This is a genomic window from Microcella indica, assembly GCF_013414345.1.
GTDB classification, from domain to species: Bacteria; Actinomycetota; Actinomycetes; order Actinomycetales; family Microbacteriaceae; genus Microcella; species Microcella indica.
Genome location: NZ_CP058670.1, coordinates 964,308 through 989,261 on the forward strand (window position 1 = coordinate 964,308; position 24,954 = coordinate 989,261).

Below are 24,954 nucleotides of genomic sequence, written 5' to 3' on the forward strand. Positions count from 1 at the left end.
GATCATGACCGAGATGCTTCTGCCGGGCATCGTTGCCCACTCCGTGCCTGCACCGCGACTCACCGCGGCGGTGCTCGAGCGCCCCGCCGAGGGAGAGCCCGTCGGCACCGTCGTCTTCGTGCACGGCAACGTGTCCTCCTCGCACTCCTACCAGCCGACGATGCTCGCGCTCCCGCCGCAGTGGCGCGCGCTCGCGGTCGACCTGCGCGGCTTCGGCGGCTCCGAGGTCAAGCCGGTCGACGCGACCCGCGGGCTGCGCGACTTCTCCGACGACGTCGCGAGCGTGCTCGAGACGCTCGGCACGGGCGCCGTGCACCTCGTGGGCTGGAGCATGGGCGCGGGTGTCGTGCTGCAGTACCTTCTCGACAATCCCGACGCCGTGCTGAGCGTCACGCTCGAATCGCCCGTCTCGCCATACGGCTTCGGCGGCACCGCCCTCGATGGCTCGCTCCTGACCCCCGACGCCGCCGGCACGGGCGGGGGCGGCGGCAACCCCGACTTCATCGCACGGCTCGCCGCGGGCGACCTCGGCGGCGAGGAGCAGACGTCTCCGCGGTCTGTCTACCGCACCGCCTATGTGGCGCAGCCCGATGGCCTGCCCCACGAGGATCTCTGGGTCGCGTCGATGCTCACGACGGCGACGGGGGAGGACAACTACCCCGGTGACAGCGTCCCGTCGGAGAACTGGCCGGGATTCGCTCCAGGGCCGCGCGGCGTGCTCAACACGATGGCGCCCACGCACCTGAACCTGTCCGGCATCACCGAGCTCGAGACGAAGCCCGCGATCCTGTGGATCCGCGGCGACGCCGACGCGATCGTCTCCGACACCTCGGCCTTCGACCTGAACTTCCTCGGCCAGCTCGGGGCGATCCCCGGGTGGCCCGGCGCCGAGGTCGCACCTCCGCAGCCGATGGTGAGCCAGACGCGGGCCGTGCTCGAGCGCTACGCGAGTGCCGGGGGATCCCTGCGCGAGGTCGTGTTCGAGGGGTGCGGTCACTCGCCCCACCTCGAGCAGGCCGAGAGCTTCGTGGCCGCCCTCCTCGAGCACCTCGACGCTGCGGGCTGACCGGGTGGCGCGAGGGTTCGGTGGGCGAGGGTTCTCTGCTCAGCCTCGATGCGTACACTGAGCATCGTGCCTGCTGTGAACCTCGGAATGCCCAAGATTCCCGAAACCCTCGCCCCCCGCCGCGTCAGCCGCCAGATCAAGGTCGGCAAGGTGCTCGTCGGTGGTGACGCCCCGGTCAGCGTGCAGTCGATGACGACGACGCCGACGACGGACATCAACGCGACGCTCCAGCAGATCGCCGAGCTCACCGCGACGGGCTGCGACATCGTGCGCGTCGCGGTACCGACGCAGGACGACGCCGACGTGCTGCACATCATCGCGAAGAAGAGCCAGATCCCCGTCATCGCCGACATCCACTTCCAGCCGAAGTACGTCTTCCAGGCGATCGACGCCGGCTGCGCCGCAGTGCGCGTCAACCCGGGCAACATCAAGAAGTTCGACGACAAAGTCGGCGAGATCGCGAAGGCGGCCAAGGATGCGGGCGTGAGCCTGCGCATCGGCGTCAACGCCGGCTCGCTCGACCCCCGCTTGCTGCAGAAGTACGGCAAGCCGACGCCCGAGGCGCTCGTCGAGAGCGCGGTGTGGGAGGCGAGCCTGTTCGAGGAGCACGACTTCCACGACTTCAAGATCTCGGTCAAGCACAACGACCCCATCGTCATGGTCAAGGCCTACCGCCAGCTCGCCGAGCGCGGCGACTGGCCGCTGCACCTCGGCGTGACCGAAGCAGGCCCCGCCTTCCAGGGCACGATCAAGAGCGCGACGGCCTTCGGCATCCTACTCGGCGAGGGCATCGGCGACACCATCCGCGTCTCCCTCTCGGCGCCGCCGGCGGAGGAGATCAAGGTGGGCCTCAAGATTCTCGAGTCGCTCAACCTGCGCGAGCGCAAGCTCGAGATCGTCTCCTGCCCCTCGTGCGGTCGCGCGCAGGTCGACGTGTACACGCTCGCCGACGACGTGACGGCGGGGCTCGAGGGCATGACCGTGCCTCTGCGCGTCGCCGTCATGGGCTGCGTCGTGAACGGTCCAGGCGAGGCCCGCGAGGCCGACCTCGGCGTCGCGAGCGGCAACGGCAAGGGCCAGATCTTCGTCAAGGGCGAGGTCATCAAGACGGTGCCGGAGTCGGAGATCGTCGCGACCCTCATCGAGGAGGCGAACCGCATCGCGGCCTCGATGCCGGATGCCCCGGTCGGCGAACCGCAGGTGCTCACGAGCTGATCGCGCCTCCGAGGGGCCGATGCGAGAGAAGTGACCCCACATCGGGGGACTGACCGCGACGTGCCCCCGGTCAGTAGGCTCAAGTCATCGACTGGGGGAGTCGACACTGAGAAGCACCGGGGGGCGGTGCACGTTTCGCACGAGGCGATCAGGGGAATCTTCCGTCGTGCAGGTTTCCCTCTCACGCCGCATCGCGGGTGGGCGGGAAGGGCCTGCGAGCGACCCAAGCCCCCCTTGCCGCCGCTCGCAGGCCTATTTTCTATTCTGGCCCCCGAACGGGGGGTTCGGCCAGCGCATCCGGCGCGACGCGCCGAGGCCAGTAGTCTGAACCGGTGACGACGCGACTGACCCAGCTCTTCCTCCGTACACTTCGCGACGATCCCGCCGACGCTGAGGTGGCCAGCCACCGCCTCCTCGTGCGCGCCGGGTACATCCGGCGCCAGGCGCCGGGCGTCTTCGCCTGGCTGCCGCTCGGCCTGCGCGTTCGGCGCCGGGTCGAGGCCGTCATCCGGGAGGAGATGCACGCGATCGGCTGCCAGGAAGTGCACTTCCCCGCCCTCCTGCCGCGCGAACCCTACGAGGCGAGCGGCCGCTGGGAGGAGTACGGCGACGGCATCTTCCGTCTCAAGGACCGCAAGGGCGCCGACTACCTCCTCGCGCCCACGCACGAAGAGGTCTTCACGCTCACGGTCAAGGACCTCTACGGCAGCTACAAAGATCTTCCGCTGTCGATCTACCAGATCCAGGACAAGTACCGGGATGAGGCGCGCCCGCGCGCTGGCCTGCTGCGCGGCCGCGAGTTCTCCATGAAGGACGCATACTCCTTCGACGTGACCGATGAGGGTCTGGATGCCTCGTACCAGGCGCAGCGCGACGCCTACGAGCGCATCTTCTCCCGCCTGGGGCTCGAGTACGTCATCGTGCAGGCGGATGCCGGGGCCATGGGCGGCTCGCGCAGCGAGGAGTTCCTGCACCCGACGCCCATCGGTGAGGACACCTTCGTGCGATCGGCCGGGGGCTACGCGGCGAACGTCGAGGCCTACCGCTCCGTCTCGCCCGCCCCCCAGCTGATCGACGGACACCCCGCTGCAGAGATCATCGACTCACCGCAGACGCCGACGATCGCGACGCTCGTCGCGCTCGCGAACGAGAAGCACCCGCGCGAGGACCGCCCGTGGACGGCGGCGGACACACTCAAGAACGTCGTGCTGCGGCTCACGGCGCTCGACGGCACGAAGGAGCTCGTGGTCGTCGGCCTGCCCGGCGACCGGGAGGTCGACCTCAAGCGCGCCGAGGTGGCCTTCGCTCCCGCCGAAGTCGCGGCGGCGACCGAAGAGGACTTCGCCGCGCATCGCGGCCTCGTCAAGGGCTACATCGGCCCCTGGGCGCCGAGCGGCGCCGTTCTCGGGAAGGGCTCGAGCACGGGCATCCGGTACCTGGTCGATCCTCGCGTCGTCGACGGCACCGCCTGGGTGACCGGCGCGAACGAGCACGAGAAGCACGTACTGGGCCTCATCGCGGGTCGCGACTTCACCGCCGACGGCCTCGCCGACATCGCTGAGGTGCGCGAGGGGGATCCCGCCCCCGACGGCTCCGGGCCGATCGAGACCGCGCGCGGCATGGAGATCGGGCACGTCTTCCAGCTCGGCCGCAAGTACGCCGAGGCGCTCGGGCTGCAGGTTCTCGACGAGAACGGCAAGCTCGTGACCGTCACAATGGGCTCGTACGGCATCGGCGTGACGCGCATCCTCGGCGTCATCGCGGAGGCCAACCACGACGAGCGCGGTCTCGTGTGGCCGCGCAACGTGGCCCCCTTCGACGTGCACATCGTGGCGACGGGCAAGGATGCCGCGGTATTCGAGGTCGCCGAGACGCTCGTGAGCGAGCTGGACGGAGCGGGGTTCGACACGCTCTTCGACGACCGGCCGAAGGTCTCGCCCGGCGTCAAGTTCGGCGATGCCGAGCTCATCGGTGTGCCACTGATCGTCATCGTCGGTCGTGGCGCTGCCGAGGGACGCGTCGAGTTCCGGGATCGCCGCACGGGCGAGCGCGAGGAGATCGCGCTGCACGAGGTGCTCGACCGCCTGCGCGACGCACCGCAGTGAGAGCGCGTCGCTTTCTGCGCTCGTCCGGGTTAGGGTGAAGAGTCGCCGGGTCGGTTGACCTGTCGCGGCCGCGAGCGCCTTCCCACCCCTCCCGAGCCCCTGGAGCACCATGTTGTCCACCCCCGCCCCTGCCCTCCGACGCACGGTCATGGCGGGCGGTGTGGCCCTCGTCTTCGCGCTCGGTGCGGTGGCCCCCGCGACTGCCGCCGACATCGTCGAGGGCGACACTCCCGTCGTCCTCAGCAGCGACCAGAGCACCTTCGGGGCGATTCCGGAGGTCTTCCCCGCGGACGGCGACGAGGGGCCCCCGCCGGAGATCGAGCTGCAGCTGTTCGGCGGCCCGACGACGCCGGAGATCACGCCGTGGACGACGACGGCGCTGAGCTTCGACTCAGAGGACCGCGTCTACGTGGCGCTCCTCTCCGCAGGGCAGATCTTCGGCGAGAGCGTGCAGTACCTGTGCGCGATTCGGGTGTACGACGAAGACGGCGTGCCCTTGGGGTCGCCGCTGCCGGTGGCGAACCCTGACGGTGGCGAGACCGGCCTGTGGCCGGTGGCGTGCACGGGCCTCGCTCTGCTCGACGTGCTCAGCGCGTACGGTCTCGATCTCGATTTCGAGAGCGGCGTCAGCCAGGAGGCTGCGCCGAGCACGGCGGCGTTCGTGTACTTCAGCGACGGAACAGCCGTTCGCATCGACGCGCGTACCGGAACCGTGACGGAAGTCTTCACGGGCTCCTCCGGGTCCTTCGGCGATTTCGAGTCGCTCGCGATCTCGGCCGGTCCGGCCGAACTGCTGGATCCGGAGCGCAGCGGTATCGCTGTCATCGTCGCCGGATTCACCGACGAGGCCCTCATCGTGAGCGTGCTCTGGGAGGGCGGCGAGACCGAGTCGCGGTTGGCGTTCTTCCCCGTGACGGTGAACGGTGCAGAGTTCGACAGCGAACTCAACCTCTGGATCGTGTCGCCCGACATCGAGCAAGGTCAGATGGCCGTCTTCAGCTTCGGCTATACCGACCTGAGTGAGTTCGGCACGCAGCCCACCTCGGCCTCGGAGCCCGGTGTCGATCTGCTGGCCCCTCTGGACGCGGCGGGCGACCTCTCCGCGGTGACGCAGGATTCGCCGCAGGGGGGATTCGACGCAGCCGCGATCAGCGGAGGTTACCTGGTGAGCGGCCTTGGGACGTTCACCGCCGGCGGCATCGCGATCGAACGCGCCGCCGTCGAGCTCGCCGGAGACGCGGAAGAGCAGCTCGCGGCGACCGGTGCCGACGACCAGCTCGTCCTCGCGATCGGGGTCATCGCCGGTGCGCTCCTCCTCGGCGGCGTCGTCATCACCGCGGTCGGTGCCTCGCGGCGTCGCATGCGCCGCGACTAGCGCCGGGCACCCCGCGTGCCGCGCACGAGCGGAATCGGGCCCGTCACCGAGTCCTCGTCGACCCACAGCTCGATGCCGGAGACGTCGGGCAGCTGGTCGCGCGTGAAGACCGGGTCCTTCCCCGCCGCGCGCTGGTCCTGGTAGTTCGTGAGCACGCGGAAGGCGACGCCGCCGAGCAACGCGATGGCGACGAGATTGATGATCGCCATGATGCCCATCACGCCGTCCGCGGTCGTCCACACGAGCGTGGTCGAGGCCACAGAGCCGCCGAGGACGGCGAGCACGACGAGACTGCGGTAGACGATGAGCGCGGGCCGGCTCGTCGTGATGAACTCCAGATTCGATTCCCCGTAGTAGTAGTTGCCGAGGATCGAGCTGAAGGCGAGCAGCAGGATCACGACCGCGAGCAGCACTCCGGCCCACTCGCCGAGGGAGGAGACGACGGCCTCTTGCGTGAGGTCGACGCCGCGCTCGGCGGCCGCGAGGTCGGGATTCGTCACGAGGATGATGAAGGCTGTGATCGAGCAGACGAGGAAGGTGTCGAAGTAGACGCCGAGCGTCTGCACGAGGCCCTGCTTCGCCGGGTGCGTGACCGCGGCAGCTGCGCCGGCGTTCGGCGCCGAGCCGAGACCTGCCTCGTTCGAGAACATGCCGCGCTGGATGCCGACGAGGATGATCGTGCCCACCGCGCCACCCGCGATCGACTGGAACCCGAAGGCGCCGGCGTAGATCTGCGCGAACACGCGCGGCACCTCCTCGATGTTCATCGCGACGATGACGATGCCGATGAGGAGGTAGAGCAGCGCCATCGCGGGCACGAGCGACTGGGTCACGCTCGCGATGCGACGGATGCCGCCGAAGATGACGAGGCCGGTCGCGAGGGCGAGAACGCCGCCGATAGCCCAGGGGAGCATCCCCGGGTCCTCCAGGCCGGCTGCGCCCCCGACGGCGCTCACGATCGTGTTCGCCTGCAGGCTCGAGAAGGCGAAGGGAAACACGACGATGAGGACGACGGCGAAGAGGATGCCCATCCACCGCTTCCCGAGGCCGCGCTGCATGTAGTACGCGGGGCCACCCCGAAAGCCGTCCCTGTCCTTCGTCTTGTAGACCTGCCCGAGCGTCGACTCCACGAAGGAGGACGCGCCGCCGATGAAGGCCATCGTCCACATCCAGAAGATCGCGCCGGGGCCGCCGAGGGCGAGCGCCGTCGCCACACCCGCGATGTTGCCGACGCCGACGCGGGAGGCGGCCGAGACGGTGAACGCCTGGAACGCCGAGACCGACTGCGGCTTGCCGCCGGCATCGCGCGGCGTCACATCGGTGAGAGTGCGGAACATCGCGGGAATGAGCCTCAACTGCACGACCCTCGTGCGCACCGTGAAATACAGGCCGAGCCCGATGACGATCGGCAGCACGATCCACTGCCAGAGCGAGCCGCCGAGAGAGGCGATGAGGTCGTTGACAGCGTCGATGGCGTCCATTCAGACACACTAGCGATGTCCGGTACCGTGGGGGTCTGCAATCGAATAGAGGAGCGACACCGTGGACATCGACCTGACCGTCTTGAGGATGATGGAGCGCGAGCGGGAGATCCCGTTCGACGAGCTCGTGCAGATCATCGAGCAGGCCATCCTCACCGCCTACCTCAAGCACACGGAGCAGGACGATCACCGCGGCTCCGACCGCCCGCAGCCTCGTGCCGAGCTCGATCGCAAGTCGGGCCACGTCACGATCTACGTGCCCGAGTTCGATGAGGAGGAGAACCTCATCGGCGAGGCCGTCGACAGCCCCGACGACTTCGGCCGTATCGCCGCGTTCGCGGCCAAGCAGGTCATCAACCAGCGCCTGCGCGACATCGGCGACGACCGTGTTCTCGGCGAGTTCAAGGGGCGCGAGGGCGACATCGTCGCCGGCGTCATCCAGCAGGGACCCAACCCGCGCATGATCCACATCGATCTCGGCACGGTCGAGGCGATCCTCCCGCCCGAGGAGCAGGTGCCGGGGGAGGACTACGCGCACGGCCGTCGCATCCGCGTGTACGTGACGAGCGTCTCGAAGGGTCTCAAGGGTCCGTCGATCACCGTCAGCCGCACCCACCCCTCGCTCGTGCGCAAGCTCTTCACCCTCGAGGTGCCCGAGATCGCGAGCGGGCTCGTCGAGATCACCGCGATCGCACGCGAGGCGGGGCACCGCAGCAAGATCGCCGTGCGCTCGCTCGAGCCCGGCGTCAACGCGAAGGGCGCGTGCATCGGCGAGCTCGGGCAGCGCGTGCGCGCGGTGACGGCCGAGCTCGGTCAGGAGAAGATCGACATCGTCGACCACTCCGACGACCTCGCGACCTTCGTGAAGAATGCGCTGTCGCCCGCGAAGGTCTCCGACGCCTTCGTCATCGACGCCGACACGAAGGCCGTGCGGGCCCTCGTGCCCGACTACCAGCTCTCCCTCGCCATCGGCAAGGAGGGCCAGAACGCCCGCTTGGCGGCCAAGCTGACTGGCGCCAAGATCGACATTCAGCCCGACTCCGTCATGGAGGAGTAGGCCAGGGGCTACAATGGAACCCGTCAGAACCTGCATCGGCTGTCGCCAGCGTGCTTCCCGCTCCTCACTTCTGAGGGTCGTGGCGCGCGAGGGGAGGGTCGAGGCGGATGCCCTGGCCCGCTTGCCGGGACGGGGCGCGTGGGTGCATGCCACCCTCGACTGCGTCGAAGCCGCCTCGCAGCGGCGGGCATGGGCGCGCGCACTGCGCGTGAGCGGTCCGCTCGACGCAGACCACGTACGACACACCATCGGAGCAACCGGCTCCACGAGAGAACAGGCTGATCGGCCAATGGACAACTAATGAGCGGCTCGAAATGAGACCCGTCCACCACTAGTGATCCGCCCCTGTCTGGGTGCGGATCCAGACAGGAGAATTGTGGCTGCAAAACCACGCGTGCACGAGATCGCGAGCGAACTCGGCATCGAAAGCAAGGTCGCCCTCGAGAAGCTCAAAGAGCTCGGCGAATTCGTCAAGGGGCCGTCGTCGACGATCGAGCCCCCCGTCGCCCGCAAGCTGCGCAAGGCGGTCGAAGAAGCAGGCCTCGGCGCGCCGAAGGCGGAAGAGAAGCCCGCGGCGAAGGCTCCCGCAAAGGCCGCGCCCAAGCCGGCTCCGAAGCCCGCCGAGACGGTCGAGACGGCTCCCGAGTCGGCCGAGAAGCCGGCTCCTGAGGCGCCGGCTGCTGAGGCTCCGGCTGCTCCGCAGCAGCCCGCCGAGGGCGACGCGCCCGCGCGCCCGGCGGCATCCGGAGGCCCCCGGCCCGGCAACAACCCCTTCGCTTCCCAGCAGGGCATGTCGCGCCCCGGCGCGCCGCGGCCCGGCAACAACCCGTACTCGTCCTCCCAGGGCATGCCCCGCCCCGGTGGCGTGGGCGGCGCCGTTCCGCGCCCGCCGCGCCCCGGCGCACCCCGCCCGGGAGCGCCTCGCCCCGAGGGCGGCCCCGGCCGTCCCGGCGGCGGTCGCGGCAACGCGCCGTTCCAGACGCGCCAGGGCGGCCCCGGTCGTCCTGGAGGTGCCGGTGGACCCGGTGGCGCGCCCGGCGGCTTCCGCCCCGGTGGCGGCTTCAGCGGCCCGCGCCCCGGTGGCGGTGGCCGTGGTCGCGGCCCCGGCGGCGGCACCGCAGGTGCCTTCGGTCGTGGCGGCGGCAAGTCGCGCGCGCGCAAGTCGAAGCGCACGAAGCGGCAAGAGTTCGAGATGCGCGAGGCGCCGTCGGTCGGCGGCGTCAGCGTTCCCCGCGGCGATGGCAAGAAGGTCATCCGTCTGCGTCAGGGCGCATCGATCAGCGACTTCGCCGACAAGCTCGAGCAGGTCAGCGGCATGAGCGTGCCTCCCGGCAACCTCGTGACCGTGCTGTTCCACCTCGGTGAGATGGCGACGGCGACCGAGTCGCTCGACGGCGCGACCTTCGAGGTGCTCGGCGAGGAGCTCGGGTGGAAGATCGAGATCGTCTCCCCGGAGGACGAGGACAAGGAGCTCCTCGAAGCCTTCGACATCGACCTCGAGCAGGAGGACGACGAGGAGGACCTCGTCATCCGCCCGCCGGTCGTGACCGTCATGGGCCACGTCGACCACGGTAAGACCAAGCTGCTCGACGCGATTCGCGAGGCGAACGTCGTCGCGGGCGAGTCCGGTGGCATCACGCAGCACATCGGCGCTTACCAGGTGTGGACGGAGCACGAGGAGATCGAGCGCGCCATCACCTTCATCGACACCCCGGGTCACGAGGCGTTCACCGCCATGCGTGCTCGTGGTGCGCAGGTGACGGACGTCGCGATCCTCGTGGTCGCCGCGGACGACGGCATCATGCCGCAGACCGTGGAGGCGCTCAACCACGCCCAGGCGGCGAACGTGCCGATCGTCGTCGCGGTCAACAAGATCGACTCCGAGGGCGCGAACCCGGCGAAGGTGCGCCAGCAGCTCACCGAGTACGGGCTCATCGCCGAGGAGTACGGCGGAGACACGATGTTCATGGACGTCTCGGCGCTCAAGAACATCGGCATCACCGAGCTGCTCGACGCCGTGCTGCTCACCGCCGACGCGGGTCTCGACCTGCGCGCGAACCCGCAGCGCGACGCCCGCGGTGTCGCCATCGAGGCGAAGCTCGACAAGGGCCGCGGCTCGGTCGCGACCGTGCTCATCCAGGCGGGAACCCTGCGCGTCGGCGACCCGATCGTCGCGGGCACGGCCTACGGCCGCGTGCGCGCCATGACGGACGAGAACGGCGAGAAGGTCGACGAGGCCTACCCGTCGCGCCCCGTGCAGGTGCAGGGCCTCTCGAGCGTTCCGCGCGCCGGAGACACCTTCATCGTCACGGAGGACGACCGCACGGCGCGTCAGATCGCGGAGAAGCGCGAGGCCGCCGAGCGCAACGCCCTCCTGGCGAAGGCGCGCAAGCGCATCAGCCTCGAGGACTTCACGAAGGCGCTCGAAGACGGCAAGGTCGAATCGCTCAACCTCATCATCAAGGGTGACGTCTCGGGTGCCGTCGAGGCGCTCGAGGAGGCCCTGCTCAAGATCGAGGTGGACGACAGCGTGCAGCTGCGCATCATCCACCGCGGTGTGGGTGCGGTGACCGAGAGCGACGTGAACCTCGCGACGATCGACAACGCGATCATCGTGGGCTTCAACGTGCGCCCCGACACGAAGGCGCGCGAGCGCGCTCAGCGCGAGGGCGTCGACATCCGCTTCTACTCGGTCATCTACGCGGCTCTCGAGGAGATCGAGGGCTCGCTCAAGGGGATGCTCAAGCCCGAGTTCGAAGAGGTGCAGTCGGGCGTCGCCGAGATCCGCGAGATCTTCCGCTCGTCGAAGTTCGGCAACATCGCCGGTGTCATCGTGCGCAGCGGAACGATCACGCGCAACGTGAAGGCCCGCGTCATCCGCGACGGCGTCGTGGTCGGCGACGGTCTGGCGATCGAGTCGCTGCGCCGCTTCAAGGACGACGTCACCGAGGTGCGCACGGACTTCGAGGCCGGTATCGGTCTCGGCAAGTTCAACGACATCCAGATCGGCGACGAGATCGAGACGATCGAGATGAAGGAGAAGCCGCGCGAGTAGCGCGCGCCAGCTCCCTCAACCCCGGGGTGCCCGCCCGCACGGGCGGGCACCCCATCCCTCTTCTTTCGAAGGAGACAGCACCATGGCGAACCCTCGCGCACGCAAGGTGGCCGACCGCATCAAGGAGGTCGTCGCGAAGCGCCTCGACAAGGGGCTGCGGGATCCGCGTCTCGGCTTCGTGACGATTACCGACGTGCAGGTGACGGGCGATCTGCAGCACGCCTCCATCTTCTACACGGTGTACGGCACCGATCAGGAGCGCGCGGACAGCGCTGCCGCCCTCACGGCGGCGACGGGGATGCTGCGCACCGAGGTGGGGCGCAACCTCAACACGCGCCTCACGCCGTCTCTCGAGTTCATCCCCGACGGGGTGCCCGAGAACGCCGCCTCGATCGAAGCCCTTCTGCGCGAGGCACGGGAGCGCGACGAGCTCACACTCAGCTCAGCGGCCACCGCGCAGTACGCGGGCGACCCGGACCCGTACGTCAAGCCGCGGGAGCACGTCGACGAGGTCGATGAGGACGAAGAGCTCGAGGTCGACGAGGAGACGGACGCCCCCGACGCCGACGCCGACCGGGGCTGACCGCCCTGGCCGCTCGTGGCCGAGTTCGCTAGTGACCGAGGTCGATCGCGCCGGTCGCCACGATGGAGACGACCGACAGCAGCAGTGCGCCGCCAATGATGAGCGCGCCCATGGCGACGATCACGGCGAGGCCGAGCTTGCCGACGATGTCGGTGAACCGATTGCGGGGGGCTGACTGCATCTCGCTCATGAGCACAGTCTCGCAGTATTCGCTGACGGTCGGGTAGTCGCGCCTCAGGCTCCGCCGCGGCGGTTCATGCGCTGCACCTCGGCGTCGATCGCCGACTCGGTGATGACCGTGCCCGGTCCGAAGGCGTCGATCGCCATGAACATGGCGGCGATGCCCATGCCGCCGATCGGGAAGAGCGGCCAGAAGAAGGTGTTCGGCGTCGCGAGCGCCCACACGGCGATGACGATCGCCGAGACGGCCGCCCAGACGAGCAGGAAGCGGAAGAAGTCGCGCTTGGCCCGAAGGCGACGGTAGGCCTGCTTGCGGACTCGTTCCGACTCGGTCGCGGGATCTTTCATGCTCATGGGGTCGAGAGTACGCCCGCGACGCGTGGTTGTGCATCCACCGACCGATGGACGCGCGAGGACAGTGCGGACCGGCGACTGTGCGGCAGGGCGTCAGTGCGGCAGGGCGTAGCCCGCGCGCGGGTCGCCGAGCGCGAGCCCGTCGGCGAGGAGGCTCGCGAGGGCGCGCTCGCGCTGCACGGCCACCGGCCAGAGCGACTCGACCACCTCGGCGGGAACAGGGGTGTCGCTCTGCCGCAGCTCGCGCATGATGAGCCCCCGCACCTGGCGGTCGCTGCCCGCGAAGCGTGCCTGCCGTGGGGCCGTGGGGCCGTCGTACTCGGGGTAGCCCGCCGCGCGCCACGCGCACAGCCGCGCGAGGGGGCAGCTCGCGCAGCGCGGGGTGCTCGCCGTGCACACCGTCTGGCCGAGCTCCATCGCGCCCGCGTTGAACCGCTGCGCCTCGGCCGGGTCGCTCGGCAGCAGCGCCTCCATCGCGGCGAGGTCGGCGCGCGTGCGCGCGGGCCCCGCCTCGCCCTGACCCGCGACCGCGCGGGCCAGCACCCGACGGGTGTTCACGTCGACCACCGGGGTGCGCACCCCGAAGGCGAAGGCTGCCACGGCGCGGGCCGTGTACTCGCCGATGCCGGGGAGGGCGAGCAGAGCATCCACGTCGCGGGGCACCTCGCCGCCGTGCCGCTCGCTGATCGCCACGGCGGCGGCGTGCAGGCGCAGGGCGCGGCGGGGGTAGCCGAGGCGGTCCCAGGCCCGCACCGCTTCGGCGGGGGAGTCGGCGGCGAGAGCGTCGGGGCTCGGCCAGCGCGCGAGCCACTGCTCGAGCCGCGGAATGACGCGCGCGACGGGCGTCTGCTGCAGCATTATCTCGCTCACGAGCGTGCCCCACGGCGTGAAGCCGGCTCGCCGCCACGGCAGATCACGAGCGTGCTCCTCGAACCACAGGCCCACGCTCCGCGCAATGTCACTCACCCTCCCCAGAGTAGGCGGCCCCGTTGGTGCCAGATCTGGCGCGAATGGGCGCTTGGGTTCACTCGTAACCCACATGTGCGGCAAGTCTGGGCCGTGCCGCGCATCGCCGTGGCGTGGCGCGGCGCATGCCGCGGCACGGGATGGCGCGGCGTGGCGCATGGCGCGCGGCACGGGTTGGCGCGGCCCGGCGCGGCTCGCGCCCAGCAACGCGACCTAGCGTGGCTGCATGCGCATTCTCGTCACAGGAGCGACCGGATACATCGGCGGACGACTCGTGCCGCGCCTGCTCGAAGCGGGCCACGAGGTGCGCGTGATCGTGCGCGACCCCGCGCGCTTGCGCGACGTGCCGTGGGCGGGCGACGTCGAGGTCGTGCAGGGCGACCTCGCGAACCCCGGCGAGGTGCGCAGCGCGGTCGAGGGCGTCGAGGTGCTCTACTACCTCGTGCACTCGATGAGCGGCAAGGGCGACTTCGAGGCCGTGGAACGGCACGTGGCGACGACGGTCGCCACCGCGGCGAAGGATGCTGGGGTCGCCAGGATCGTGTATCTGGGCGGTCTGCATCCCGACGGCCCTCTCTCGCGGCACCTGGCCTCCCGCAAGGAGGTGGGCGACATTCTGCTCGCCTCCGGTGTGCCGACGGCCGCGCTGCAGGCCGGGGTCGTCATCGGCTCAGGGTCGGCGAGTTTCGAGATGATCCGACACCTGACCGAGGCGCTGCCGTACATGCCCGCGCCGAAGTGGGTGCGCAACTACATTCAGCCGATCGCGGTGCGCGACGTGCTGCACTACCTCATCGGTGCGGCAAGCCTGCCTCCCGAGGTGAATCGCGCCTTCGACATCGGAGGGCCCGACGTGCTGCGCTACGGGCAGATGATGAACGGCTACGCGGTCGAGGCGGGCCTCAAGCAGCGTCCCATCGCGAGCCTGCCCGTGCTCACGCCGTACCTCGCGAGCCAGTGGGTGAACGTCGTGACGCCGATTCCGCGCTCGCTCGCGGTGCCGATCATCTCGAGCCTCCAGTACGACGCGGTCGTCGGCGAGTCCGACATCGACGAGCACATCCCGCCGCCCGAGGGCGGCCTCACCCGCTACCGCACGGCGGTGCGGTACGCGCTCGCGAAGATGCGCGAGGGCGAGGTCGAGACGAGCTGGCGCAACGGCGCCGTCGAGGGGGCGCCGAGCGACCCCCTGCCGACCGACCCGCAGTGGAGCGGCGCGACAGTGTTCACCGACCTGCGCGAGGTGGAGTCGGAGGCCGAGCCTGAGGATTTGTGGCGCATCGTGGAGAGCATCGGCGGTGACAACGGCTGGTACTCGCTGCCGATGGCGTGGGCCGCTCGTGGGCTGCTCGACAAGCTCGTCGGGGGAGTGGGGCTGCGCCGCGGGCGCCGCCACCCTGAGATGCTCGCCCCGGGCGACGCGCTCGACTTCTGGCGCGTCGAGCAGCGCGACCGTGGTCGATTCCTGCGCCTGCGAGCCGAGATGAAGGTGCCGGGCCGCGCCTGGTTGGAGTTCACCGTGGAGCCTCGCGAGGGCGGCGGATCGCGCCTGCTGCAGCGCGCGATCTTCTTCCCCTCTGGTCTCGGCGGGCGCCTCTACTGGTTCGCGATCCTGCCGTTCCACGGCGTCATCTTCGCGGGCATGGCCGCCTCCATGGCCGCAAAGGCCGCGGCGACACGGGTCGACGAGAAAGCAACGAAACGGTAACGACTGCGCTAGGGTGGGGAGACCGCAATGAGGCGGCACCCATGAGACTCACCCGAAAGCGATGTCGATGGCGCACCCCAGCAGGACCCACCCCGCGGGCTACTCCGCGCGTCGCATCGCCGCCTGCTTCACCGCCACGGTCGCCCTCGTCGCCGTGCTCGCGATCGACCACACCGCGGCGACCGTGCACGCCGCGCAGCCTCTCGGCTCTGCCCGCCTGAACGACGGCATGCCGCTCACGATCGCCCACCGCGGCGACCCGGCGAGCGCGCCGGAGAACACCCTGCCCGCGCTCGAGGCGGCGCTCGCGAGCGGAGCCGACATCGTCGAGCTCGACGTGCGCCTCACGCTCGACGGCCACGCCGTCATCGTGCACGACGAGCTGCTCGACCGCACGACGAACGGCGCGGGCTCCGTCGCCGAGCACACGCTCGCCGAACTGCGCGCCCTCGATGCGGGCACCTGGTACGGCAGCGCGTGGAGCGGCACGGGCATCCCGACCCTCGGCGAGTTCCTCCCGCTCCTGCAGCGCTCCGCCGCGCGTGCGCTCATCGAGCTCAAGGGAGTGTGGCCCGAGGAGGGCCTCGCGCCGCTCGCGGCGCAGATCTACCGGCACGGCGTGCAGGATCGCGTCGTGATCGGCAGCTTCGAGGAGGAGACGCTCCTGGAGCTCTGGCGCACGGCGCCCAGTCTGGCCCGGGCGGCGGTCGTAAGGAGACTTCCCGCCGACCCGGTGCGCTTCGCCGAGCGCGTGGGCGCCTCGACCGTCGTGACGAGCCTGCGCTCGTTCGAGGTCGAGCCGCACGCGGTCGACGCCCTGCACGACGCCGGCATCACGGTCGTCGTCTACACCCTCAACAACCCGCGGCTGTGGCAGCGCGCGATCGCGCTGGGAGTCGACGCCGTGGTCACGGATGCTCCGCGCCGGCATGCCCACTGGCAGCCCTCCCCGGCCGAGGCCTGAGCGCGCGGCACGGCGCGAGCGTCACCGCCGCGCGAGCAGCGCCCGGTACACCTCGATGCCGTCGAGGAAGGCGGTCACGCGCATCCTCTCGTCCTTCGCGTGGAGGCAGGCGCGCTCCTCGCCGCTCATGCGGAACGGCGCGAACCGGTACACGTGGTCGCTGACGGCCGTGAACCAGCGCGCGTCGCTCGCCTGCATCATGACGTAGGGCGTCACGAGCAGACCGGGGTGCACGGCGCGGATCGCCGCGACGAGGTCGTCCCACGCAGCACCGCGGTCGGGGGAGACGGGGGAGGGCTCGCTCGCCTCGACCACGTCGATCTGCACGGTGTCGTCGTTGATCGCTCGGCGCACCTCCTCGACGGCCTCCTCGACGCTCGACCAGGGGGCGATGCGCATGTTGAGGGTCGCCTCGGCGAACTCGGCGAGGGCATTGTGGGCGTGCCCGGCGCGCAGCTCGGTGACGGCGCGCGTGGTGCGCGTGAGGGCGGCGGTCTCGGCGCCGCGCCGCACGAAGACGCGCGTGAGCAGGGGGGCGAGCACGTCGACGGCGCCGAACACGGCGCGCAGCGGCTGCCGTGCTCGCGCACCGAGGGTGCGGATCATGGTGCGCGTCGTCGTGCCGAGCCGCGCCGTCGAGGGCCGGCGGTTCAGGCGCAGGATGGCGCGCGCGAGCCGCTCGGTCGCCGCGAACGCTGGAGGGCTCGCCGCGTGGCCGCCGTGTTCGTCGACCCGCAGCCGCAGGGTCGTGATGCCTTTCTCGGTGACGCCGATCACGGCGTAGTCCTCGTCGACGCCGGGGAAGATCTCACGCACGATCGCGCCACCCTCGTCGAGCACGAGGGAGGGCCGGATGCTCCGCTCCCGCAGCACGTCGACGATGCTGCGCGCCCCGGTGCCGAAGACCTCCTCGTCGTTGCCGAAGCACAGCAGCACGTCGCGCCGGGGCGTGTGCCCGGCGACGAGGAGGCGCTCGACGGCGCTGAGAATCGCGACGACGCAGCCCTTGTCGTCGAGCGTGCCGCGCCCCCACAGCACGGCCGCGTCGCCGGCGCCGACGATCTCGGCGGCGAACGGCAGATGCTGCCAGCCCTCGTCGGTCGCCGGCACGACGTCGTAGTGCGCCATGAGCACGGTGGGTTCGGCCGCGCCGGCTGGGTCGGTGCCGCGCCACCGGTAGAGCAGCGCGTAGCCGGGGTCTCCGCCGACGCGCTCGAGCTCGAGCGTCGCGTGCACGTGGGGGAAGAGCCCGGGCAGCGCGGCGATGAACTGCTCGAAGGGGGCTGGGTCGGTGCGCGGCCCCGGCCCGGTGGCGGGGCGGGAGATGGTGGGGATGCGCAGCAGCTGTCGCAGTGCCTCGAGAGCCTGGTCGTCGCTGAACCCGGCGGTGACCCCGGCGCTGACCCGGTCTGGGTACTCGTCGCGCGAACGGTTTGCGGATACGGTCGAAGCCATGCGCACCATCGTCGCACTCCTCTGCCTCGGAATCCTCACGCCGCTCGCGGCGGCCGGCCCCGCGCAGGCGGCGCCCCCGCCGCTGGGGAGCCCCGCGAGCACCGCAACGGCACCGCTCGCCGCGGTCGGCGGTGCGATGCTCCCGGCCGACGTCAACGACTTCGGGTTCGACAGCTTCGAGGCGCAGTACGTGCTCGGGCGGGACGACGACGGCCACTCGACGCTCACGACGACGGAGACGATCGTCGCCCGGTTCCCCGAGTTCGACCAGAACCGCGGCATCCGCCGCGCCATCCCGGCCACCTACCAGGGGCACACGACGAGCCTCGAGGTGGTCTCCGTCACCGACGAGTCGGGCGATCCGCGACCATACAGCGTCGACGCCGATTCGGGCATCGTGACGGTCACCTCCGCCGTGCCGGAGGGCAGTTTCGTGCGCGGCGTGCAGACCTACGTGATCACGTACACGCAGCGCGACGTGGTCGACTACTTCACGACCACGACGGCCGAGGAGTTCTACTGGAACATCAACGGCACCGACTGGCAGCAGCCCTTCGGCGTGGTGCGCGGCACGCTGCTGCTCGAGGACGGCCTCGAGGGTGCTCTCATCGAGGGCCAGCTCGCGTGCTACCAGGGCTACAGCGGGTCGCGCGACACGTGCTCGATCACCACAGACGGCGACACGATCGTGGCGGAGGGTCGCGACCTGCTCCCGTTCCAGAACGTGACGCTCGCGGTCGCCTTCGAGCCGGGCACGTTCACCCTCTTCGACGATTCGCCGCTCGCCTCGCCGTGGGCGTGGGTGCAGTTCGCGGCCGTGGCGATTGCCCTGGCGGCGGCGATCGCGGCCATCATCCTGCGGCGCACCCGCTTTCGGGATGCTCCGGGCCGACCCGTGATCGTGCCCGAGTACCTCCCGCCGAAGGGAGTGTCGCTGCTCGATGCCGCGGTCCTCACGCACCGCAAGTCGCGCGGCGTCGCCTCGCAGCTCGTCGACTTCGCAGTGCGCGGCGTCATCACGATCATGGAGGTCGACAAGGGCGGCCTCTTCAAACGGCAGCAGTGGCGCCTGCGGCTCGAGTCGTCGCTCGGCGTCGAGGGGGAGGAGCGCCGGCTGCTCACCTACTTCTTCGGCGGCGGGCTCGTCGGAGGCACCGAGCACACTCTGAAGGCGCAGAACACGACGCTCAGCACGAAGATTCAGAAGCAGCTCGCGCGCGTCGCGAAGTCGGTGCTGTCGCGCGGCTGGAGGCGGAGCATCCCGGCCAAGTACTCGTTCGGGCTCACGTCCCTCACGGTGGGGGCGATCGTGCTGTCGTTCATCGGCGCGGTCTCGCTCGACGACGAGGGACGCGCGGGTCTCGTGACGTTCGCGCTCATCGTCCTGACGATCCTGTGCTTCTTTATCGTCGGCGGCAACCTGTGGAAGCAGCCGCTCACGGCCGAAGGCTCGGAGATCGTCGACCATCTCAAGGGCCTCGACGACTACCTGGAGCTCGCGGAGGCCGATCGCATGCGCGTGCTGCAATCGCCCGAGGGGGCGCTGCGCGAGCCCGTGAACGCGGCCGACAGCGGCGAGCGGCTCAAGCTCTACGAGCGCCTGCTGCCGTGGGCGGTGCTCGGCAAGCACGAGAAGGAGTGGGCCGAGGTCATCGGCGAGTACTACGGCGAGGGTCAGCAGCCGGGCTGGTACACGAGCTCGCGCGCGTTCAGCGTGGGCGCCTTCGCGGCGGGGGTCTCCTCGGTGAGCACGACGCTGTCGTCGAGCTACTCGGGCTCGAGTTCGAGCGGTGGTTCGGGCGGCGGCGGGTCGTCCGGCGGCGGCGGTGGCGGCGGAGGCGGCGGCGGGGTGTAAACTCTTCCTCACGGCATTCCGCTCACCGATCGTTCCTCGATCGGGTCAGGGCGTCGGAGTGCTGCATCACGTTCGGCGGTACCGCAGCTTCAGTGGGCGGTATCGCGCAGTCACCGTTCGGCTGGCACGCACGCCGTGTTCCAGCCTTGTCGAGGAGGGGCATGGCCCAGACCGGCCAGCGTCAGAGGAAGAGCTCGTCCAAGTCGAGCGGCAACGGTTCGCGCCGTCGTCGCCCGCTCGATGAGCAGGGGATCATCCCGATCCTCGCCCGCGCCGTGCGCGAGGTGGAGAACGCCGCCGAGCGCGGCAAGGCGAGCCCCTCGAACCGCACGAAGTTCCAGGTCGCGGCGCTGCTCGTGCGCGAGGAGCGGGCCCGCGTCAAGCAGGATGCCGAGGTCGGCGACAGCGAGCGCGCCGAAGTGCTCAAGCGCCTCGACGGGCTCGCGAGCATCATGGCGAAGACCGCCGCCCGCGACACCTCCCTCATCGCCCTGCTCGCTCCCGAGGCGAAGGTCTCCGACGCCGCGAGGGCGCTGCGGCGCGACATGCTTCTCGCGTCGGGTGCTGAGCTGGAGCCGGATGACCTGCTCATCGTGAGCGAGCCCACGCCCGTCACGGCCGAGGTGGCGAAGCAGGTCGTGCCGCCGAGCGTCAAGCAGGCGCAGCTCGCGAACCCCTTCCTCGCCCCCGATCTGAGCGCGCTCTCGGCGGCGGCGTCGTCGACGGGCTCGCGGCTGTCGAACTGGGAGCTCATCGACCCGCTGTTCCGCTCGTTCGAGTACGGCGCGGGCGGCCAGGCCGCGTCGATGGAGCTGCCCGAGGCGGGCTCGCTCGTCACCCCCGGCGGCATGGAGCTCATGCGCCACCAGGCTCGCCTCATCGAGGCCGTGCGCGCGGGTCACCGCTCCTTCCTGCTCGCCGACGAGCCGGGGCTCGGCAAGACCGCGCAGGCGCTCATGGCGGCGAACGTCGCCGGTGCCTTCCCGCTCCTCGTGGTCGTGCCCAACGTCGTGAAGACGAACTGGGCACGCGAGGTGCAGCGGTGGATCCCGCAGCGCACCGCGACGGTCGTGCACGGCGACGGCGACGACCTCGACGCGTTCAGCGACGTCGTCATCGTCAACTACGAGATTCTCGATCGTCACGTCGGCTGGCTCGGCCGATTCGGCTTCAAGGGCATGGTCGTCGACGAGGCGCACTTCATCAAGAACGCCACCTCGCAGCGCACGCGCCACGTGCAGTCCCTCGCGGCCGCGCTGCGCGTGCTGCACCCGAAGGCGCTCATGATGGCGCTCACGGGTACGCCGCTCATCAACCAGATCGAAGACTTCCGCATGATCTGGAAGTTCCTCGGCTGGATCGACGACAAGAAGCCCACGGGCCGCCTCATGGCCGCGCTCGAGGAGACCGAGCTGACGCCGGCCGACCCGGGCTTCTTCGCCGCCGCTCGGCAGTGCGTCATCGACATGGGCATCGTGCGGCGCAAGAAGGTCGACGTCGCCTCCGACATTCCGGCCCGTCGCATCGCCGATATCCCCGTCGAGCTCGACGATGATCTCGGGCGGTCGATCCGCGCCTCCGAGGCCGCGCTGCTCGCCCGGCTCGTCGACCGCTACCGCCGCGTCGTCGCGGCGCGCGACGTGCCGCCGATCGGCATCGACCACGATCTCGTGCGGCTCGTGGCGCACGCCGAGCTGGAGGAGTCGAAGGGCGCCTCGAACGGCGACAACGTCTTCACGATGGTGCGCCAGATCGGTACGGCGAAGGCCGTCCTCGCGGCGGACTACACCGCACAGCTCGCCCGCAACGTGGGCAAGGTCGTGTTCTTCGCCAAGCACATCGACGTCATGGACGCGGCCGAGCGGCACTTCGCCTCGGTCGGCATGCGCTCGGTGAGCATCCGCGGCGACCAGAGCCCGAAGGCGCGCCAGGAGGCGATCGACGGGTTCACGAACGACCCTGACGTGAGCGTCATCGTGTGCTCGCTCTCGGCGGCGGGCGTGGGTATCAACCTGCAGGCCGCGTCGAACGTCGTCCTCGCCGAGCTGTCGTGGACCTCGGCCGAGCAGACGCAGGCGATCGACCGCGTGCACCGCATCGGCCAGGAACTGCCCGTCACGGCATGGCGCATCCTCGCCGCGCAGACGATCGACCTGCGCATCGCCGACCTCATCGACGCCAAGGCGGGCCTCGCGGCGCGCGCGCTCGACGGCAGCGACGTCGAGGTGACGGCGGAGGGCACCGTGCAGGTGCAGGCGCTCAGCCAGATGCTCGCCGAGGAGCTCGAGAAGAGCCTCTAGCGCGCACCTTGCCCGCGTCGCCCCCCCCCGTGACCCGGGTGGCCAGTCACGCCGTGTGTGACGACTCACGCCGAACGTTTCGCGTGATGTGTCACGAATGGAGTGACTCGGGCGACGTCGTGCGTCAGCGACGGGCGGCGAGCCGCTCTTCCGAGACGAGGTAGCGGATGCCCGCGAGCGGGATCGGCAGCCAGGCCGGGCGGTTGCGCGCCTCGTACATGGCCTCGTAGACGGCCTTGTCGAGCTCGAAGGCGTCGAGCAGCTGCCGGTGCGCGCGCAGGTCGACCTCGCTCTCGGCGATGTATCCGTCGAGGAACCCCGCGCGCGCGGCACGCGCCCACTCGGGGTCGACCGCGTCACGCGCTGCCTCATCGGCCGCCGTGTTGCGCCGCGCGCCCACGACGTAGTCGAACGAGCGCAGCATGCCCGCGACGTCGCGCAGGGGGGAGTCGGCGCGCGTGCGCTCCGAGAGGGGTCGCAACGGCTCGCCCTCGAAGTCGACGAGCAACCACTCGCCGCTCGGCCGCCGCAGCACCTGCCCGAGGTGGTAGTCGCCGTGGATGCGCTGCAGCTTGGGCCACGGCGCGTCCTGCGCCGAGTCGTACACGGCCTCGATCGCGGGCCGCAGGGCGCGCAGCTCGGGCACGTCGGAGGTCGCGATCGCGAGGCGCTGGTGCCACCCCGCGACGAAGCCCACGATGTCGCCGAGGGTCGCCTCGCGCGTCGGCAGGCATGCTGCGAGACCCGTGTGCACCTCCGCGGTCGTGCGGCCGAGGCGCTCGGCGTGCGCGGTGAAGTCTTCACCGTCGGCCGACGACTGCAGGGCGATCTGCCAGCCGTCCTGCACGCCCGGGATGAACTCCTGCGCGAACGCGAGGTGGCCGACCGACCGCTCCTCGTGCTCGTAGGGGTCGTGCCAGGCGCCGGACAGGTAGCCGAGCATCCGCGGAACCGAGCGATAGCCGGCGCTCGTGAGAGCGGTCTGCAACGTGACATCCGGGTTCTCGCCCGTGTGCACGAGGCGGAAGATCTTCGCGACGACCGCGGCCTCCGAGCCCTGGTCGTAGATGATCGACGTGTTCGACTGCTCGCCGCCGTGCACGCGCGACCGCGTGTCGGCGCGCGTCACCGACAGGCGGTGCAGCAGCTCGGTCGTGTAGAGCGGGTCGAAGGCGCCATCGAAGAGGTAGCGGTCGTCATCGGTGCGCCCGATGAGGTACGGGCCCGCACCCTTCGGAATGGTCGAGCGCTCGACCATCGGCACGTGATAGAGCGAGGGCGGATTGTTGGCGAGGTCGCGCACGAGGAGCACGATGATGCGGGCGTCCTCATTATCGGAGGCCTGGGACGTGGCAGGTGCTGCGGGCTCGCTCGACGGGTCGCCGTCGTGCGGCGTCACTGCGCGTGCCTGCCATTCCTCACGGAAGACCTCGACGAGCTGCGGGATGCGCCCTTTGCCGGCGTACCACCGCTGTCGCGTCATCCAGTCGGTGAGGCACTCCGTCGTGCTGTCCATGCGACCCACCGTACAAGCCCCGCCTAGGAGAGTCGTGCGTGGAGGTACCCGTTCCAGGCGGCACTCAGGCTCGCGTCGATCGGCCGCTCGACGCCGTCGACCGCGCGGATCGGCGTCACGTGCCGAACGCTGGAGACGATCCACGCCGCCTCGGCGGCGTGGAGGTCGTCGGGTGTGAGCGGTTCCATGACCGCCTGCAGGCCCCACTCAGGTGCCGCGGCGAAGAGGTCGCCCTGCGTCGTGCCGGGCAGAATGCCGAAGTCGACCGGCGGGGTCGAGAGGGTGTCGCCGCGCCGCAGCACGACGGTCGAGTTGGGCCCTTCGAGCAGGAAGCCGTCGGTCGAGACGAACACGACATCGTCGGCCCCGCGCCGCTGCGCCTCCCGCACGGCGGCGCGGTTCACCGCGTAGGAGAGGGTTTTGGCTCCCGCGAGCAGCCAGGGGCTCGTCTGCGCGACGTCGCTGCGCAGCCCGCGGTCGAGCAGGACGACGCGCAGGCCCTCCGTGCGCTCGCGCCGGTAGTCGGGCGAGGGGCGGCCCTGCGCCCAGCCGGTGAGCATGTCGTGCCCTTCGATGCCGCGCGTGAGGATCGTGCGCACCCACGCCTCCTCGTGGTCGGCGAGGCGCTGGCCGATCTCGAGCACCGCGTCGCGCCAGACTCCCAGGTCGGGCTGAGGCAGGTCGAGCATGCGCGCCGAGCGGGCGAAGCGCTCCAGGTGGGCATCGAGCGCCTGCACGTGGCCGCGGCCGATGCTGTAGGTCTCGAAGATGCCGTCACCGCGCGTGACCCCGAGATCGTGCACGTTCAGGTGCGGATGCTCGGCATCGGCCTCCACGAAGCCCGTCGCCGCACCCGAGCCGTCGTGGGTGATGAGCAGGAGCGGGTGGTTCGCGCTCGAAGGCGGGGTCCAACTCGAGGGCGGGGTCGAACTCGAAGGCTGTGTCGCGCCGTGGGTCATGCCCTCGATGATGGCAGGTCGATGGGCCCTGTGCCTCGGCGCCCGTGGGTCACTCCGCGCACGCCGCGCGTGTGCACGCGGTTGATCGTGACCGCGATGATCGCGAGCACGATGATCGCGGCGGCGATCGCGACGACGTACACGACGACGCCGAGTACACCCGCGGGCCCGTCGGGGTTGAGGAACGGGTAGGGGAACCACCCGTCGAGAAACTTGATGCGCAGCAGCGTCACGGCGACCCAGATGAGCGGGTAGCTCACGGCCAGCCACAGCGTCGACCAGCCGATGCGCACGCGGCCGGGCGTCAGCAGCCAGTCGAGTGCGAAGTAGATCGGCACCCACACGTGCAGAGCCTGGTTGGCCCACACGGGCCCGACGTAGCCGTCGGCGTTGAGGACGTCGCGCAGTAGCAGGTTGTAGACGGCGCCCGTGACGAGCGCGTAGGTGAAGGCGGAGGCGCGAATCGCCGTGTAGAGGCGCGTATCGCGCTCCACGGCGAAGGCGAGCACCCCGCCGGTGATGAGCACGACGACGTTGATCATCGCCGTCTGAATCGTGAAGTAGGCGAAGTACTCGGTCGGCTCGAACCGACCGAACTCGAGTTGGTCGGTGATCTGGGTGATGAGCGCGACCAGCACGAGCAACCCGACGATGATGCTGATGACACCCGCGATGTGGCGGAGGGTATGGAGTCGGGCTGACGCTGCGGCCTCGCCGAGGGGGGACGACGGAGTCACCCGACCGACGTTACCAACCCGTG

General features: G+C 70.3%; 20 protein-coding genes. 12 read left to right on the forward strand and 8 right to left on the reverse strand.

Annotated elements, in window-relative coordinates; translation table 11 throughout:
• The first annotated feature begins 4 nt into the window (after positions 1-4).
• The 4 genes from HUJ41_RS04735 (at position 5) to HUJ41_RS04750 (ending at position 5,761) form a co-directional block, all read left to right on the forward strand.
• Entirely contained in the window at positions 5-1,066 is a 1,062-nt protein-coding gene (locus HUJ41_RS04735) for an alpha/beta fold hydrolase (protein ID WP_179873564.1), read from the forward strand.
• Between the two features lie 87 nt (positions 1,067-1,153).
• Positions 1,154-2,281: a flavodoxin-dependent (E)-4-hydroxy-3-methylbut-2-enyl-diphosphate synthase gene (ispG, locus tag HUJ41_RS04740; RefSeq protein WP_179873872.1), complete on the forward strand. Its 1,128-nt coding sequence runs from the start codon at positions 1,154-1,156 to the stop codon at positions 2,279-2,281.
• 332 nt (positions 2,282-2,613) lie between these two features.
• On the forward strand, positions 2,614-4,386 hold the full coding sequence (locus HUJ41_RS04745; protein WP_179873565.1) for a proline--tRNA ligase: 1,773 nt from the start codon (positions 2,614-2,616) through the stop codon (positions 4,384-4,386).
• 109 nt (positions 4,387-4,495) lie between these two features.
• Entirely contained in the window at positions 4,496-5,761 is a 1,266-nt protein-coding gene (locus tag HUJ41_RS04750; RefSeq protein ID WP_179873566.1) for a hypothetical protein, read from the forward strand.
• Here the strand turns inward: HUJ41_RS04750 and HUJ41_RS04755 are convergent.
• Positions 5,758-7,242 (reverse strand): alanine/glycine:cation symporter family protein, encoded by a 1,485-nt coding sequence (locus HUJ41_RS04755; protein ID WP_218925645.1) that lies wholly within the window; start codon positions 7,240-7,242, stop codon positions 5,758-5,760. The two genes, HUJ41_RS04750 and HUJ41_RS04755, sit on opposite strands and share 4 nt — an antisense overlap.
• 61 nt (positions 7,243-7,303) lie before the next feature.
• Between HUJ41_RS04755 and nusA the strand changes: the two genes are divergently transcribed.
• From nusA to rbfA, 4 genes are all read left to right on the forward strand, one after another.
• Positions 7,304-8,299 (forward strand): transcription termination factor NusA, encoded by a 996-nt coding sequence (gene nusA / locus HUJ41_RS04760; RefSeq protein ID WP_152583398.1) that lies wholly within the window; start codon positions 7,304-7,306, stop codon positions 8,297-8,299.
• 13 nt (positions 8,300-8,312) lie between these two features.
• Positions 8,313-8,600 carry a YlxR family protein gene (locus HUJ41_RS04765; RefSeq protein WP_179873567.1) on the forward strand — a complete coding sequence of 96 codons (288 nt, stop codon included), beginning with the start codon at positions 8,313-8,315 and terminating at the stop codon, positions 8,598-8,600.
• A gap of 75 nt (positions 8,601-8,675) precedes the next feature.
• Positions 8,676-11,354 (forward strand): translation initiation factor IF-2, encoded by a 2,679-nt coding sequence (gene infB, locus HUJ41_RS04770; protein WP_246299322.1) that lies wholly within the window; start codon positions 8,676-8,678, stop codon positions 11,352-11,354.
• Positions 11,355-11,436: 82 nt separating this feature from the next.
• On the forward strand, positions 11,437-11,937 hold the full coding sequence (rbfA, locus tag HUJ41_RS04775) for a 30S ribosome-binding factor RbfA (protein WP_179873568.1): 501 nt from the start codon (positions 11,437-11,439) through the stop codon (positions 11,935-11,937).
• Positions 11,938-11,965: 28 nt separating this feature from the next.
• Here rbfA and HUJ41_RS04780 read toward each other — a convergent pair whose 3' ends face one another.
• From HUJ41_RS04780 to HUJ41_RS04790, 3 genes are all read right to left on the reverse strand, one after another.
• Positions 11,966-12,127, reverse strand: a complete 162-nt coding sequence (locus HUJ41_RS04780; protein WP_179873569.1) for a hypothetical protein — start codon at positions 12,125-12,127, stop codon at positions 11,966-11,968.
• A 44-nt stretch (positions 12,128-12,171) separates the two neighbouring features.
• Positions 12,172-12,471, reverse strand: a complete 300-nt coding sequence (locus tag HUJ41_RS04785) for a 2TM domain-containing protein (protein ID WP_152584196.1) — start codon at positions 12,469-12,471, stop codon at positions 12,172-12,174.
• Between the two features lie 93 nt (positions 12,472-12,564).
• Positions 12,565-13,437: an HhH-GPD family protein gene (locus HUJ41_RS04790; RefSeq protein WP_246299323.1), complete on the reverse strand. Its 873-nt coding sequence runs from the start codon at positions 13,435-13,437 to the stop codon at positions 12,565-12,567.
• A gap of 226 nt (positions 13,438-13,663) precedes the next feature.
• On the opposite strand from HUJ41_RS04790, the gene HUJ41_RS04795 reads away from it, so the two are divergent.
• Together HUJ41_RS04795 and HUJ41_RS04800 are read left to right on the forward strand one after the other, a co-directional pair.
• Positions 13,664-15,145: an SDR family oxidoreductase gene (locus HUJ41_RS04795; RefSeq protein WP_179873571.1), complete on the forward strand. Its 1,482-nt coding sequence runs from the start codon at positions 13,664-13,666 to the stop codon at positions 15,143-15,145.
• A 61-nt stretch (positions 15,146-15,206) separates the two neighbouring features.
• Positions 15,207-16,109, forward strand: a complete 903-nt coding sequence (locus HUJ41_RS04800) for a glycerophosphodiester phosphodiesterase (RefSeq protein WP_179873572.1) — start codon at positions 15,207-15,209, stop codon at positions 16,107-16,109.
• A gap of 21 nt (positions 16,110-16,130) precedes the next feature.
• On the opposite strand, the gene HUJ41_RS04805 is transcribed toward HUJ41_RS04800, so the two are convergent.
• A complete protein-coding gene (locus HUJ41_RS04805) occupies positions 16,131-17,564 on the reverse strand; it encodes a M20/M25/M40 family metallo-hydrolase (RefSeq protein WP_179873573.1) in 1,434 nt (477 codons plus the stop codon).
• Between HUJ41_RS04805 and HUJ41_RS04810 the strand changes: the two genes are divergently transcribed.
• Together HUJ41_RS04810 and HUJ41_RS04815 are read left to right on the forward strand one after the other, a co-directional pair.
• Positions 17,563-19,419, forward strand: a complete 1,857-nt coding sequence (locus HUJ41_RS04810) for a DUF2207 domain-containing protein (RefSeq protein WP_179873574.1) — start codon at positions 17,563-17,565, stop codon at positions 19,417-19,419. The genes HUJ41_RS04805 and HUJ41_RS04810 overlap by 2 nt on opposite strands.
• A gap of 161 nt (positions 19,420-19,580) precedes the next feature.
• Positions 19,581-21,719 carry a DEAD/DEAH box helicase gene (locus HUJ41_RS04815; RefSeq protein ID WP_152584201.1) on the forward strand — a complete coding sequence of 713 codons (2,139 nt, stop codon included), beginning with the start codon at positions 19,581-19,583 and terminating at the stop codon, positions 21,717-21,719.
• Between the two features lie 124 nt (positions 21,720-21,843).
• On the opposite strand, the gene HUJ41_RS04820 is transcribed toward HUJ41_RS04815, so the two are convergent.
• The 3 genes from HUJ41_RS04820 to HUJ41_RS04830 are packed head-to-tail and all read right to left on the reverse strand — an operon-like array spanning position 21,844 to position 24,931.
• Entirely contained in the window at positions 21,844-23,235 is a 1,392-nt protein-coding gene (locus HUJ41_RS04820) for a maltokinase N-terminal cap-like domain-containing protein (protein ID WP_179873575.1), read from the reverse strand.
• Between the two features lie 23 nt (positions 23,236-23,258).
• Entirely contained in the window at positions 23,259-24,194 is a 936-nt protein-coding gene (locus HUJ41_RS04825; protein ID WP_179873576.1) for an aminotransferase class IV, read from the reverse strand.
• Positions 24,191-24,931: a Pr6Pr family membrane protein gene (locus HUJ41_RS04830; RefSeq protein WP_179873577.1), complete on the reverse strand. Its 741-nt coding sequence runs from the start codon at positions 24,929-24,931 to the stop codon at positions 24,191-24,193. Before HUJ41_RS04830 ends, HUJ41_RS04825 begins: the two co-directional genes overlap by 4 nt.
• Positions 24,932-24,954: the final 23 nt, after the last annotated feature.